The following is a 13,629-nucleotide window of genomic DNA, read 5'->3' as shown; positions in this document are numbered from 1 at the left end:
AATATTATGTGTTACGTAAAGTTCGGACTGCGGCAGGCCGCTAGACGGGCCCGTCGCCCCTAGCGCGGCTTGCGGTCAGTCTTCAGGTTCTCCGCCCGTATTGACCATCCACGGCACCCCGAATCTGTCGATGCAGGAGCCGAAGCCGGGGGACCAGAAGGTCGGCTCGAAGGGCATGACGACCTTGCCGCCCCGGGACAGGGCGTCGAACCAGCCTCGGGCCTGATCGATGTCGTCGCTGTGCAGGGTGACGTCGAAACCGTTTTTCGGTTTGTCGATGTTGGGCGCCCATTCGATGTCCATGTCGGCGCCCATCAGGGCCTGGTCCCCGACCTCGAGCCAGCAGTGCATCAGCCAGTCCCTCATCTCGGGCTTGACCGGCATGTCGGGGCCGCCCTCGCCGTACGGCATGGCGGCGGTGATCTTTCCGCCGAGGACATCGGCATAAAATTCAAAGGCCTCGCGGCACTGGCCGCGAAAGCTGAGGCTGGTCACGATCTTCATGGTTGTTGCTCCTCCTCCGCCCGGAAGGAGGATGGCGCGGATCGGTGACAATTTCGAGCCGCATCACAGGCTCCGCCGACCGAGAGCGCGACTCTGTGCGTGCCTGTTCGTCGCCGGGGGGCGCAATGTGACTGTCACGTGATCGCCGACTCCCTTACGAATGGGCGGAGCGTCAAACCCCTTCGAGGCGGAACTTCAGAGCATGGCCAGCGGAATCGGTCTGACCAGCGATCGCCTCGGGCGTATCGTCGAAGAAGCAGCCAGTGAGGTCTACATCTTCTCCGATGGGGACTTTCGCTTTCGGCTCGTCAACAAGGGTGCGCGGGAGAACCTCGGTTACTCGATCCATGAGCTTTACGACCTGACGCCCTGGGATCTGAAGCCGCACATATCACGCGCTGAGTTTCTGGAGATGGTCCATCCGCTGCAAACGGGCGCGGTGGAGCGGCTGGAGTTCGAAACGGTCCACCGTCGCAAGGACGGGACGGACTACAACGTCTCGGTCAAGCTCCAGATGTTCGACGAGGGCGGCGACAAGGTCTTCTATGCGGCCATTCAGGACGTCTCCAGCTATCGCAGGATCGAGTCCGAGCTGCGCGACATCTCGGCCAGGCTGGATGCGATCCTGGGCAACACCACCATGGCCGTGTTCCTGATGAACGAGCAGCAGCACTGCGTGTTCATGAACAAGGCGGCTGAGGACCTGACGGGGTTCTCTTTTGCGGAGGTCGCCGGGCGGCCCCTGCATGACGTGATCCACCACACCCATCCCGACGGCAGGCCCTTTCCGATCGAGGATTGCCCCATTGATCGCAGCTTTCCGGAGAAGGTCGGGACGCAGGGCGAAGAGACTTTCGTTCACAAGGACGGGTCGTTTTATCCCGTCGCCTTCACCGCCAGCCCAGTTCAGAACCACGACGCCAAGGTGGTCGGGACGATCATCGAGGCGCGCGACATCAGCGAGGACAAGCGCAATGAAAGCGCTCGCAACCTGCTGATGCGCGAGGTGGATCATCGGGCGCGCAATATGCTGGCGGTGGTGCAATCGCTGGCGCAATTGACGCGGGCCGACGATCTGGAGACCTACAGAGCCATTCTGACCGGCCGGATCGAAGCCCTGGCTCGGGCGCAGACGTCGCTGGCGAACCGACGTTGGGAAGGCGGGCGGCTCGAGGACGTTGTGCGGAAGGAGCTGGAGGCGCTGTGCCCGAAGGACAGCGTCGAGTCGCGGGGGCCTGCGGTGGCGCTGTCCCCCGAGCAGGTTCAGCCGATCAGCATGCTGCTGCACGAGATGGCCACAAACGCGAACAAGTACGGCGCGTGCAGCCGCGCTGACGGCAAGGTGTCCGTAACCTGGACGCTGGATGACGGCCGGGTGACGCTGTTCTGGCGCGAGACCGGGGGGCCGACAGTGGCCCCGCCGAAGCGCGAAGGGTTCGGCTCAGTGCTGAAGGCCGGGGTGGTCAGTCAGATAAACGGGACCATCAAGCGGACCTGGGACCCGGCTGGATTGATTGTGGAAGTGGTCTTTCCGCTGTAGCGCCGGTCAGGCGCCCAGCAGGCGGGCGGCCTTCGGTGCGAAATAGGTCAGGACGCCCGCGCAGCCGGCGCGCTTGAAAGCGGTGAGGGTTTCCAGGATCGCCCGGTCCTCGTCCAGCCAGCCGTTGGCGGCCGAGGCCTTCATCATCGCGTACTCGCCGGACACCTGATAGGCGAAGGTGGGCACGTGGAACGCCTCATGGATGCGGCGCACGATGTCCAGATAGGGCATTCCCGGCTTGACCATCACCGCGTCGGCGCCCTCGGCCAGATCGGCGGCGACCTCGCGCAGGGCCTCGTCGGTGTTGGCGAAGTCCATCTGATAGGTCTTCTTGTCGCCGGTCAGGGCTTTCGCGGAGCCGACGGCGTCGCGATAGGGGCCGTAGAAAGCCGAGGCGTATTTGGCGGCGTAGGACAGGATCAGCACGTCCTGAAAGCCGTTGGCCTCCAGCGCGTCACGAATGGCGGCCACGCGGCCGTCCATCATGTCCGACGGCCCCACCATGTCGGCGCCGGCGTGGGCGTGAATGAAGGCCATTTCGGCCAAACGGTCCAGGGTGGCGTCGTTGACGATGACCCCGTCCTCGATCAGGCCGTCGTGGCCGTGGTCGGCGAAGCAGTCCAGCGCCACATCGGTCATGACGCCGATCTCGGGCGCGGCGTCCTTGATGGCCTTGATGCAGTCAGGGATCAGGCCGTCGGGATCCACGGCGCCGGAGGCCTCGGCGTCCTTTTTCGACGGGTCGATGTTGGGGAACAGGGCCACGGCGGGGATGCCCAGGGATGCGGCTTCCTTCGCGGCCTCGGCGGCGGCCTTGGGGCTGAGGCGGTCGACGCCGGGCATGGAGGGGACGGGGACGCGGTCCTCGTCGCCGTCATGGACGATCAGCGGCCAGATCAGGTCGGACGGGCTCAGCACATGCTCGGCTGTCAGCGAGCGGACCCACGGGGTGCGGCGCAGACGGCGCGGGCGCGCGGCGGGGAAGGGGGCGGGGGTGAAGACGCTCATGACCGGGACTTTCAGGCGGATGCGCGGCCCATGGGCTGCTGGGCGCCCAGGCGGACCATGCCGATGACCGAGGAGATAATGACCCACAGGCTGGCGAGCGCATAGGCGATCAGAAACACGAACACGCCCACGAAGAAGACCACGGGCATTTCGGGGTTCACCTGCATGGCCACCGCCTCCCAGGCGTCGCCAGGCGCGTTGGCCACCACCAGCCGGACCAGATCCACGAACAGGAACACGACGCCGGTCGCCAGGGCGATGAAGGCCACCATGGCCAGGGCGAAGGCGATCCAGAAATGGCGGATCTGGTAGCGATAGTGGCTGCACGCCAAGGGCTCGGACTCGGGCTTGCGCACATAGGCGATGACCACGGCCATCAGGGCGGTGAGGCCGAAGACGAAAGGCGAGGCGAACATCAGGGCGTGGCCGACCATGGCCAGGTTGCGATCATCGCTCGACGGATCGCGTCCCTGTCCGGTATTAGCGGTGTCGCTCATGCGGGTCTCCTCATGGATTCCGCCGTCAGCCCCCGACGACGCGCCGTTCAGGCCGCCGCATAGACCAATCGCAACAGCGGCGCAAAGCCGCGAAGACCTCAGGGATGTTCATGGACTTCGCCCTCACCGAAGATCAACGCGCCATTCAGGAGGCCGCCCGGGCCTTCGCCGATGCCGAACTGGCGCCCCATTCCGCCCGCTGGGACGAGGAGAAGCACTTCCCCGTCGACGTGATGAAGGCGGCGGCCGAGATGGGTTTCTGCGGCATCTATGCGGGCGAGGAGCACGGCGGCATGGCGCTGGGCCGGGTCGAGGCGGCGGGCATCTTCGAAGAGCTGTCGCGGGGCGACGTGTCGGTGGCGGCCTTCATCTCGATCCACAACATGGCGACCTGGATGATCGACGGCTTCGGCTCGGACGACCTGCGGGCGCGCTATGTGCCGTCGCTGGTGAGCATGGACAAAATCGCCAGCTACTGCCTGACCGAGCCGGGCTCGGGGTCGGACGCCGCGGCGCTGCGGACCACGGCGGTGAAGGACGGGGACTGCTACGTTCTGAACGGGTCCAAGGCGTTCATTTCGGGCGCGGGAACGTCGGACATCTATGTGGTCATGGCCCGTACGGGCGGGGAGGGCGCCAAGGGCATCAGCGCCTTTGTGGTGGACAAGGATACGCCGGGCCTGAGCTTCGGCGCGCAGGAAAAGAAGATGGGCTGGAACGCCCAGCCCACGGCCATCGTCCAGTTCGACGACTGCCGGGTGCCGGCGGCGAACCTGCTGGGCAAGGAAGGCGACGGCTTCCGCTATGCGATGATGGGGCTGGACGGCGGGCGGCTGAACATCGCCGCCTGTTCGCTGGGCGGGGCGCGGCTGGCGCTGGAGACGGCGCAGGAATACGTCGCGTCGCGCAAGCAGTTCGGCAAGGCGCTGGCGGAGTTCCAGAACACCCAGTTCAAGCTGGCGGACATGGCGACCCAGCTGGACGCCGCCCGGCTGATGGTGCTGCGGGGCGCCTGGGCCATCGACACGGGCCATGCGGAGAAGACCAAATGGTGCGCCATGGCCAAGCGGCTGGCCACCGACGCCTGTTTCCAGATCGCCGACGAGGCGCTGCAGCTGCATGGCGGCTACGGCTATCTGAAGGACTATCCGCTGGAGCGCATCGTGCGCGATCTGCGGGTGCACCGCATCCTTGAAGGCACGAACGAGATCATGCGCGTGATCACCGCGCGGGAGATGCTGCGGCAATGACTGACGAAATCCTCACCCGCGTCGAGAATGGTCTCGGCGTCATCACCCTGAACCGGCCGAAAGCCATCCATGCGCTGAACAAGGGCATGTGCGAGGCGATGATCGCGGCGCTGTTGGGCTGGCGCGACGACCCGGCGGTCCAGTCGGTGCTGATTGACCACGCGGGCGAGCGGGGATTCTGCGCCGGGGGCGACATCCGCATGATCGCCGAGAGCGGGGCGGGGGATGCGTCGGAGGCGAAGGCGTTCTTCCACGCGGAATACCGGCTGAACCATCTGTTGTTCGACTATCCGAAGCCGGTGACGGCGCTGGTGGACGGCATCGTTATGGGCGGCGGCGTGGGGATCAGCGAACCGGCGGACGTGCGCATCGCCACCGAGCGGACCACCTACGCCATGCCCGAGACGGGCATCGGCCTGTTCCCCGACGTGGGCGGGGGCTGGTTCCTGCCGCGCCTGCCGGGCCAGACCGGCGTGTGGCTGGCCCTGACCGGGGCGCGGCTGAAGGCGGCGGACACGGTGGCGCTGGGGATCCACACCCATTTCACGCCGTCGGAACAGGTGGAGGCGCTGAGGGCGGCTCTGATCGCTGATCCGACTGATCCCAAGGTGGCAGCCGAGCGGTTCGCCGCCGATCCTGGCCCGTCGCCGCTAAGCGAGCACCGGGCGGCCATTGACCGGCTGTTCGCCCACGACACGGTGGAGGAAATTTCCGCGGCGCTGGAGGCGGACGGGTCGGAGTGGGCGCTGAAGCAGCTGTCGATCCTGAAGACCAAGTCGCCCCAGTCCATGAAGGTGTCCTTGCGCCAGATCCGCACCGGGGCGGGGCTGGGGTCGTTCGCCGAGAACATGGCCATGGAGTATCGGCTGGGCGGGCGCGTGGTGCGCACCCATGACTTCCAGGAAGGGGTGCGGGCGGTGATCGTGGACAAGGACAATACGCCAGCGTGGTCGCCGGCCGATCTGGCGGACGTCACCGAAGCCCAGCTGGATGCGCTGTTCGCGCCGCTGCCGGCCGATGAGGAGTGGACGCCGCTTTGATGCGAGAGCCTGATTCACGGCATCGGCGGGATCGCGAGGCGATTCCACCTCAACCGATCAGGCTCTAGGACGAAAGGTCGTCCATCACCCGCGCCGCCAGCCGCCGGGTGACGGGGCGGTGCAGGGCGTCGAGGCGTTCGACCACCTGTTCGGCGGCGGATGCCGAACGCTCGATGCGGCGCACCAGATAGGGGATCACGTCCGGATGCGGCCGGATGCTGCGCCGCTCGAAGGCCCGCTCCAGCATGGCGGCCAGCACCGCCTCGTCCGGTTCTTCGATGGCTACGGTGCGGATCGCGTTGAGGCGTGAGTGCAGGTCGGGCAGCTTGACCGGCCAAAGGGCGGGCGATTTGCGGGACACCAGCAGCAGGGCGCCGCCGGGCGACTGGGTCAAATTCAGCAGGTGAAACAGGGTCTCGTCGTCGGCGTCCGGCGCACGGTCCAGCAGCACCGGGCGACCTTCCAGATCGAGCGGATCAGCCAGGGCCGCCTCGATCCCGTGCAGCGGGACGGCGCCCACCCGCTCGGCCCACAGGGCGGCCAGATGGCTCTTGCCCGACCCGGCCGGTCCGCACAGGGACAGCACCCCGCCGCCCAGCCCGGCCGCCGCGTCGGGCCACTGGTTCAGGGTCAGGCTGGCCTCGCGGTTGCAGTCGGACACCACGAAATCCTCCGTCCGGAACGGCGTCTCGCGCTCCAGCTCCAGTTTCAGCTGTTCGGTCCGGTCGGCGGTCATGCCCGCCGTATATCAGAACGGCGCCGCCACAGCGCCAGAATGCAACCGGACGGGGTGGTGGAGGATCGTCAGCCGCCTGTGGATGATTGCGCCATCTGCGCCTGCATCTCGCGTCGTTGGTTCTCCTGAGCCTCCAGGACAGGCACGCCCGCGGCGACGCGAAGGGCGTCAGGGAGCAGCTGCTGATCGTAGTCGCTCTGGGTCACTTCGCCGGCGGCCGGGCGAAGCTGGAACTGCGTGCCGTAGATCTGGGGGCGGCCGACGCTTTGCAGATAACGGTCGAGGGTCGCCGCCGCGATCCAGGAAGCCCGGGGGTGGCCTTTGTCGACGGCCGTCACGGCCAGAGCGTGGGCGAGGAGAAAGTCCTCGGGCTCGTCGCCGTGCTGGAAAATGAAGGCGGCGTGGAAATAGTCCTGAGGGGTGGTGATCTGGTTTGCATCCAGAAGCGCCCGCGTGCGGGTGCGCCGTTCGGCGTCCGGCATTGCGCCCACGATGCCGCCTGATGGCATGCCGTCGGTTCTGGCGGCCTGATCCGCCGCGAACATGACGGCGAGGTCCTGGTTGTCCGCGGCCGACTCCTGCCGGACGGCGGGCGTGTCAGGGGACGGCCCGCCGGCGACGCCGCTCGACTCGGTGCAGGACGTGAGCGCTAAGGCGGCTGCAAGGGCCGCAAGGGCCACGCGGGCGGGTTGGCGAAGGGCCATCTGTGCTGCTCCAACTGACGCCCGGACCGGACGATCGGAAAATCAGATAGGCAGAGCGTGTCGCCGCCGCATCGAGAATCGCCGGGAAACCTTGACTTTCCGGGGCGATGATGCGCCCTTCCGCGCCTTCCTTTTCCGCTGATTTTCGGCCCCGGATTCGACCATGCACGCCTATCGCTCCCACACCTGCGGCGCCCTTCGCGCGACTGACGCGGGCTCCACCGTCCGCCTGTCCGGGTGGGTGCACAGAAAGCGCGACCACGGCGGCCTGCTGTTCATCGATCTGCGGGACCATTACGGCCTGACGCAGCTGGTTCTGCACCCGTCCACGCCGGGCTTTGATACGGTCGAGCGCCTGCGCGCCGAGAGCGTCATCTCGGTCGACGGGGAAGTGGTGAACCGCACGCCCGAGACGGTGAACGCGGGCCTGCCCACCGGCGAGGTCGAGGTTCAGGTCAAGGCGGTGACGGTGCTGTCCGAGGCCGCCGAACTGCCGCTGCCGGTGTTCGGAGAGCCGGAGTATCCCGAAGAAATCCGTCTGAAGCACCGCTATCTGGACCTGCGCCGCGAGACGCTCCACCGCAACATCGTGCTGCGGTCCAAGGTGATCCACTCGATCCGCCAGCGTATGGTGGAGCAGGGCTTTCTTGAGTACCAGACGCCCATCCTGACGGCCTCGTCGCCCGAGGGCGCCCGCGACTTCCTGGTGCCCAGCCGCCTGCACCCGTCGAAATTCTATGCGCTGCCGCAGGCGCCCCAGCAGTTCAAGCAGCTGCTGATGGTGTCGGGCTTCGATCGCTATTTCCAGATCGCGCCGTGCTTCCGAGACGAAGACCTGCGGGCAGACCGGTCGCTGGAGTTCTATCAGCTCGACGTGGAAATGAGCTTCGTCACGCAAGAGGATGTTTTTGCTGCGATTGAACCCGTCATGCACGGCGTGTTCGAGGAGTTTGCGAACGGCAAGGCGGTCGATCCCTATCCCTTCGTGCGCATCCCCTATCGCGAGTCCATCGCCAAGTACGGCACCGACAAGCCGGATCTGCGCAACCCCATCGAGATGCAGGATGTGTCCAAGCATTTCCGGGGCGGCGGCTTCGGCCTGTTCAACAAGATCCTGGCGGCGGACGACAAGAACGCCGTGTGGGCCATTCCGGCGCCGGGCGGCGGCTCACGCGCCTTCTGCGATCGCATGAACAGCTGGGCCCAGGGCGAGGGGCAGCCGGGTCTGGGCTACGTGTTCTGGTCGGAGGACCAGGGCGCCTGGGGCGGTCCCATCGCCAAGAACCTGGGCGCCGAGGCGACCGAGGCCATGATGAAGGCGCTGAACCTGGGGCAGGGGGACGCGGTGTTCTTCGCCGCCGGCGACCCCGCCGCCTTCCACAAGTTCGCGGGCAACGCGCGCATCAAGCTGGGCCAGGACCTGAACCTGATCAAGGACGACGCGTTCCGGTTCTGCTGGATCGTGGACTTCCCCATGTTCGAGTGGTCCGAGGAAGAGAAGAAGGTCGACTTCAGCCACAACCCCTTCTCGATGCCGCAGGGCGAGCTTGAGGCGCTGGAGAGCAAGGATCCGCTGGATATCCTGGCCTATCAGTACGACATCGTCTGCAACGGCTATGAGCTGTGCTCGGGCGCTATCCGGAACCACAAGCCGGAGATCATGCTGAAGGCCTTCGAGATCGCGGGCTATGGCCCCGAAGTGGTGGAGGCGGAGTTCGGCGGCATGCTGAACGCCTTCCGCTACGGCGCGCCGCCGCACGGCGGTCTGGCGCCGGGCATCGACCGCATCGTCATGCTGCTGGCCGGTGAACAGGCCATCCGCGAGGTCATCGCCTTCCCTCTGAACCAGCAGGGACAGGACTTGCTGATGAATGCGCCGTCAGAGGTCGAGGAGCGTCAGCTCAAGGAGTTGCACGTCCGTCTGGCCCCGCCGATCAAGGTCTGATCGGGCTTATTCGCCGCCGAAAGCGATGATGTGGCGCGGGGCGGGGGCGACCGGCGGGCGCGGCGGCACGGGCATGCGGACGAAGCGCCGCGCGCCCGAGCATCCGCCCGCGTTGCTCAGCCGCGAGGGCAGGCGGGTGGTGGAGTCTGCACAGGCCTCGTCCACCTGATCCTGGGTCAGATTGCGAGCGTTCGACAGGTCGGCGCCGCGAATGTCGGCCCGGCTCAGTTCGGCCCCGCGGAAATCCGCCCCGGCGAAGCGCGCACCGGCCAGCTGGGCCGCGTTCAGCTCTGCTCCGCGGAAATTGGCGTTGCGGAAATCGCCGCCGCGCAGATTGGCGGCGGTCATCTCCGCGCCGGAAAAGTTCGCGCGGCTGGCGGCGGCGTTGCGCATATCGGCCCCGAACAGTTCGCTTCCGCTGAAATCGGCGCCGCTCATGCGGGCGCCGCTAAGGTTCACACCCACCAACTCGGCGTTGGAGAGATCGGCGGCGCTGAGGCTGGCCTCTGTAAACAGGGCGCCCTGGGCCACCGCGCCGGACAGATTGGCCGAATCGAAGCTGGAGCCGGTGAAGTTGGCGCCGACGATGGTCACCCCGCGCAGGTCGGCCCGGCTGAAATCGCTGCGGCTGAAATCGGAGCCGATCAGCTGGGCCCCGCGCAGATTGGCGCCGACCAGGGTCGCGCCCGAAAAGTTCGCGCCGGTGAAGCTGGCGCCGGTCAGGTCGCGGCCGGACAGTTCGCAGCCCCTGCAGGCTCCGCCCAGCGAAACCAGACGCGCCACGTCGCGATCCTGCCAGCTGAACGCCATCTCGGCCGAGGCGGCGCCGGCGACCGCGCACACAGCGGCGCCGGCCAGGGCGGCGGCGAGGCGGCGAAATGGAACGGCGGCGGTTTTCATCACGCCCAATCCATGCCTGCTAAGTGCATGAGGGACCACTTAAATCGCGGTAACGTCAGAGGCGCGGGAGCGTCCTCAGCAAGGCGGAATGTGAAGGCCGCCCGGCAGAACCGTGGTGGCGTCGCCGCAGGCCCGGTCCAGCTGGGACTGGGTCAGGCCGCGGGCCCCCGCGAGGTCGGCGCCGGACAAGTCCGATCCGACCAGAGTCGCGCCGGAGAAGTTCGCGCCGCGAAGGTATGTTCCCACGAATCCGGCGTTGGTCAGGTTCGCCCCGGCGAAACTGGCGGACGAGAACACGCCGCCATAGGCGTTCACGTCCCGCAGGTCCGCCCGGTCGAAGCGGGCGCGGTTCAGCACCGTGAGGCTGAGGTCCGCCTGGCGCAGCCGCGCCCCGCTGAAATTCAGACCGGTGGCCTGCAGGCCGTTGAATTCGGCCTGGAACAGGTTGCAGCCGGGGCAGCTGGACCCGCCGGCGGCGCGGGCGATCTGACCGGCGTTCTGGGCCATGGCGGGCGCGGCGAGGGCCAGGACGGCGAGGGCGGCGATGACGGTTCTCATGACGGGACTCCGAAGGTGTCGGGCCCGATCATGCAAGAACAGGACCTAACGTCCCGTTTCGCTGTTCATTTGGGGCGCGGCGCCGCAGGAGTCGCACTCGAACCCCGGGCCTTTCCTTTGCAGGGCGAAATCACCGCAGGCCGGGCAGGCGGCGGCCAGGGGCTCGGCGGGCGCCGACGGGGGCTGTTCCGGCTCCTTCTTCTGGCCGAACGGCAGGACGACCAGATTGTCGGGCGCGGCGCCCCGGGCGAAACCCTTGGAGATGAAGCGAGCGGCGGGCACGGCCTCGGCTTCGCCGTCCTCGCTCCCGCCCAGGCCGTCGGCGTTCAGGGCGTCCGGATCGGCGTTGGCCAGTTCGGAGCGGTCCAGATAGCTGACCGCCAGTTCGCGGAAAATGTAGTCCAGAATGGAGGTGGCCGACTTGATGGAGTCGTTGCCGGTCACTCGGCCCGCCGGCTCGAACCGGGTGAAGACAAAGGCGTCCACGAACTCGTCCAGCGGCACGCCGTATTGCAGGCCGATGGAGATGGCGATGGCGAAATTGTTCATCAGGCTGCGGAAGGCGGCGCCTTCCTTGTGCATGTCGATGAAGATCTCGCCCAGCTCGCCGTCTTCGTATTCGCCTGTGTGGATATAGACCTTGTGGCCGCCGACGGCCGCCTTCTGGATATAGCCCTTGCGGCGGTCCGGCAGCTTGCGGCGGGCGCGGTCGCGCTCGACCACCTTCTCCACCACCCGTTCCGACACGGTGCGTTCCGCGCCTTGTAGAGGCATGGCGGTCCGCACGGACGCCTCGACAGGGGGCAGGTCGAGCAAATCCCCGAGCGGAGCGGGATCAGCGACAAGCCGCACGGCGCGCGCGTCCGCCAAGGCCCTGCGTGACAGGGCCCGCATGGCTGCCTCGTCGCTGCAGTCCCAGGGCAAGCGCTCGGGCGAGACGTCCGGAACGTCGCTGAAAGGCGCTACGGCGGCGATGACGTGCGCAGGATCAAGGCCCAGAACGGCGCGCAACTCAGGCGACGCCCCGTCCCAGTCGTTCAGATCCGCACGTCCGAAAGCGTAGGCGCTCGCCAGGGCGCGGTCCTCGTCACTGACCCCCAGATGGGCGAGCAGATCGAAGTCGGCGTCCTCGCGGTCCGAGGCGGTGACGCCGAGGACGTCATGCACGAACCCCGCGTCCAGAACCGGCAGGCATGCGTCCTCCAGCCGCTGGACGGTCGATAGCGCGGTCTCGACGGCCTGGAGTTCCAAATCCGTGAAGCCGAGGGCTCGCAGGGTGCCGTGATTCAGCCCGGGCGCCTCGACCAGCGTGCGGCGGCCCAGCAGATGACGTTCGGCGCCTTCCACATCGCCGCCCAGAGCCGTGACAGCATCTGCTGCGTAGGGTGAGAGGGCGTGAGTGGTTTCACCGTCGGCGGTCTCGATCAGCAGGCGGTGGGGCGCCGCGCCGTCCAGACGGGCGCCCAGCCGCAGGGCAAGGTCAGCGTCGTCCGCGAACAGACTGATGAGCGCGTGACGCAGGCCGTGTTTGCGCGCGGTCTTGAGGGCGTGATCGTAAAGCGCAACAGCCGGTGCGCCGTCAGGGCCGAGAGCATCGGCGGCCTCGGCGCGGGCGGCCGTGATGGCCAGAGTCTCCTCGGCGTGATCCGGCCAGTCCGGGCAGGCGCGGATGCGGGCCGCCATATCCGCCGAGGCGGCGGCGGCCGAGGCATGAACAAGGGCGGCGCGCCCGGCGATCCAGGCCTGACCGGCCTCGCTGCCGCTCGCCAGCCCCTGGGCCATGACCGCTTCGCCGACCCCGGCCAGCGCAAGGGTGATCTGGCGCACGCCGAAGCGCCAGGCCGCGTCGCCGGCCGTCTCGGAGAAGCCACACGCGGTTTCGATCTCCAGCGCCGTGGTCATGAGCCGGGCTAAAGCCTCCAGCGCCTCGGCCTCATGGGCGGCGGCCAGGTTGATGGCGGCCGTGGGCGCGGCGAGGGCGGCGTCCAGCGCGGCGGCGTCTCGCGGATCGAACGCGATGGTGACGCGGCCTGTGGTCAGAGCCGCCTCGACGGCCGGACGCGTTTCGGGGGCGCCTGACGCGGCGAGGGCCCGGTCGCACAGGCCGACGATCGGTTGGGGCAAGGGGGTCTCAATGAGACCGATGTCCGGAAGGCGACCATGTGCGGCAAGAAGGATGTCGGCGTCCCGCGCCCCGGCGGCACGGGCCGCGTGGGCCGCGCGGGCCAGGGCGGGATTGCGCCGGGGGTCCGCGCAGTCGGCGGCGGAGCCTTCGCAGCGATCCACAGCGTCAGCGACGGCAGAGAGCTTGTCGTTCAGCGTGTCCACCGCGCCCTGACTGAACCGGATGGCCTGGCAGCGGCCCGCGTAGAGCCTCAGCCGGGCGGGGGCGGCTGGATCGGCCAGATCGATGACGTCGCGGACTGAGGTCTCGGGGCCCGGGTCGTCGGCGACCGGATGAATGCGATGGCCGGAGGCGGTCGCGGCCCCGGGCGCGGCGAGGCCAAGAAGAACGGCGCCGATCAGCTCATCCGCGAACCCGCGCGCGACGCCCACGCTTTCAAACAAGCCGAGCGCGTGCCCCCAGGCGGCGAGCCGGACGGCCCATCGGCCGGGGCCGCCGTCCAGCAATTCAGAACGCAGGGGCGCAGTCAGGGCTTCGGGGGCGAGGTTCGGAAGATCGCCCGGCAGGGCCTCGGCCCAGTCCAGCCAGGCCTCGATTCGGGCGGAAGGCCAGCCGGCGGGCGCCAGAACGGTCTGGATGCGGTCCGGGCGCTCCACGGCGCGCGGCTCGAGAGCCACGGCGGCGGCGGAATCGGTGAACCGGGATGAAAAACGCATAGATGTCTCCGCGGTCATGGTGCGAGACTACGGCCAAGGGACAGGTGGGGCAATAAATGTGGTTACTCGCCGACGCTTACCCACAAGATATTGCGGATTTCATCGC

The 13,629-nt window shown here is 67.8% G+C and carries 12 protein-coding genes; 4 read left to right on the top strand and 8 right to left on the bottom strand.

Translation table 11 applies throughout. The features are described from left to right. Positions 1 to 75 precede the first annotated feature (75 nt). Positions 76 to 504 (bottom strand): VOC family protein, encoded by a 429-nt coding sequence (locus ACI8U3_RS05600; RefSeq protein WP_415013877.1) that lies wholly within the window; start codon positions 502 to 504, stop codon positions 76 to 78. A 202-nt stretch (positions 505 to 706) separates the two neighbouring features. Here ACI8U3_RS05600 and ACI8U3_RS05595 point away from each other — a divergent pair, with 202 nt between their 5' ends. Beyond that, positions 707 to 2,044: a PAS domain S-box protein gene (locus ACI8U3_RS05595; protein ID WP_415013876.1), complete on the top strand. Its 1,338-nt coding sequence runs from the start codon at positions 707 to 709 to the stop codon at positions 2,042 to 2,044. A 6-nt stretch (positions 2,045 to 2,050) separates the two neighbouring features. Here ACI8U3_RS05595 and hemB read toward each other — a convergent pair whose 3' ends face one another. Continuing rightward, complete coding sequence (hemB, locus tag ACI8U3_RS05590; RefSeq protein ID WP_415013875.1) at positions 2,051 to 3,052, bottom strand: porphobilinogen synthase; 1,002 nt, start codon at positions 3,050 to 3,052, stop codon at positions 2,051 to 2,053. Positions 3,053 to 3,063: 11 nt separating this feature from the next. Continuing rightward, positions 3,064 to 3,549, bottom strand: a complete 486-nt coding sequence (locus tag ACI8U3_RS05585) for a DUF4870 family protein (RefSeq protein ID WP_415013874.1) — start codon at positions 3,547 to 3,549, stop codon at positions 3,064 to 3,066. Between the two features lie 110 nt (positions 3,550 to 3,659). Between ACI8U3_RS05585 and ACI8U3_RS05580 the strand changes: the two genes are divergently transcribed. Further along, positions 3,660 to 4,799 (top strand): acyl-CoA dehydrogenase family protein, encoded by a 1,140-nt coding sequence (locus tag ACI8U3_RS05580; RefSeq protein ID WP_415013873.1) that lies wholly within the window; start codon positions 3,660 to 3,662, stop codon positions 4,797 to 4,799. Next, the gene (locus ACI8U3_RS05575; RefSeq protein WP_415013872.1) at positions 4,796 to 5,839 is read left to right on the top strand and encodes an enoyl-CoA hydratase/isomerase family protein; all 1,044 of its coding nucleotides are present in this window, start codon (positions 4,796 to 4,798) and stop codon (positions 5,837 to 5,839) included. The genes ACI8U3_RS05580 and ACI8U3_RS05575 overlap by 4 nt, the downstream gene beginning before the upstream one ends. Before the next feature lie 64 nt (positions 5,840 to 5,903). On the opposite strand, the gene ACI8U3_RS05570 is transcribed toward ACI8U3_RS05575, so the two are convergent. Both ACI8U3_RS05570 and ACI8U3_RS05565 read right to left on the bottom strand, forming a co-directional pair. Further along, positions 5,904 to 6,575 (bottom strand): chromosomal replication initiator DnaA, encoded by a 672-nt coding sequence (locus ACI8U3_RS05570; RefSeq protein ID WP_415013871.1) that lies wholly within the window; start codon positions 6,573 to 6,575, stop codon positions 5,904 to 5,906. 68 nt (positions 6,576 to 6,643) lie between these two features. Continuing rightward, positions 6,644 to 7,279: a hypothetical protein gene (locus ACI8U3_RS05565; protein WP_415013870.1), complete on the bottom strand. Its 636-nt coding sequence runs from the start codon at positions 7,277 to 7,279 to the stop codon at positions 6,644 to 6,646. A gap of 163 nt (positions 7,280 to 7,442) precedes the next feature. Between ACI8U3_RS05565 and aspS the strand changes: the two genes are divergently transcribed. Beyond that, positions 7,443 to 9,224, top strand: coding sequence for an aspartate--tRNA ligase (gene aspS, locus ACI8U3_RS05560; protein ID WP_415013869.1), 1,782 nt, complete (start codon positions 7,443 to 7,445; stop codon positions 9,222 to 9,224). A 6-nt stretch (positions 9,225 to 9,230) separates the two neighbouring features. Here aspS and ACI8U3_RS05555 read toward each other — a convergent pair whose 3' ends face one another. The 3 genes from ACI8U3_RS05555 to ACI8U3_RS05545 all read right to left on the bottom strand — a co-directional run bounded on the left by ACI8U3_RS05555 (position 9,231) and on the right by ACI8U3_RS05545 (position 13,523). Next, positions 9,231 to 10,124 carry a pentapeptide repeat-containing protein gene (locus ACI8U3_RS05555; protein WP_415013868.1) on the bottom strand — a complete coding sequence of 298 codons (894 nt, stop codon included), beginning with the start codon at positions 10,122 to 10,124 and terminating at the stop codon, positions 9,231 to 9,233. Between the two features lie 75 nt (positions 10,125 to 10,199). Then, the gene (locus ACI8U3_RS05550) at positions 10,200 to 10,682 is read right to left on the bottom strand and encodes a pentapeptide repeat-containing protein (protein WP_415013867.1); all 483 of its coding nucleotides are present in this window, start codon (positions 10,680 to 10,682) and stop codon (positions 10,200 to 10,202) included. Between the two features lie 45 nt (positions 10,683 to 10,727). Further along, complete coding sequence (locus ACI8U3_RS05545; protein WP_415013866.1) at positions 10,728 to 13,523, bottom strand: TSCPD domain-containing protein; 2,796 nt, start codon at positions 13,521 to 13,523, stop codon at positions 10,728 to 10,730. Positions 13,524 to 13,629 lie beyond the last annotated feature (106 nt).

Origin of the sequence: Brevundimonas sp., assembly GCF_047617075.1 — a bacterium.
Lineage (GTDB): Bacteria > Pseudomonadota > Alphaproteobacteria > Caulobacterales > Caulobacteraceae > Brevundimonas.
Note: the sequence above shows the minus strand (reverse complement) of the source record. Positions and strands in the feature narration are given on the sequence as shown.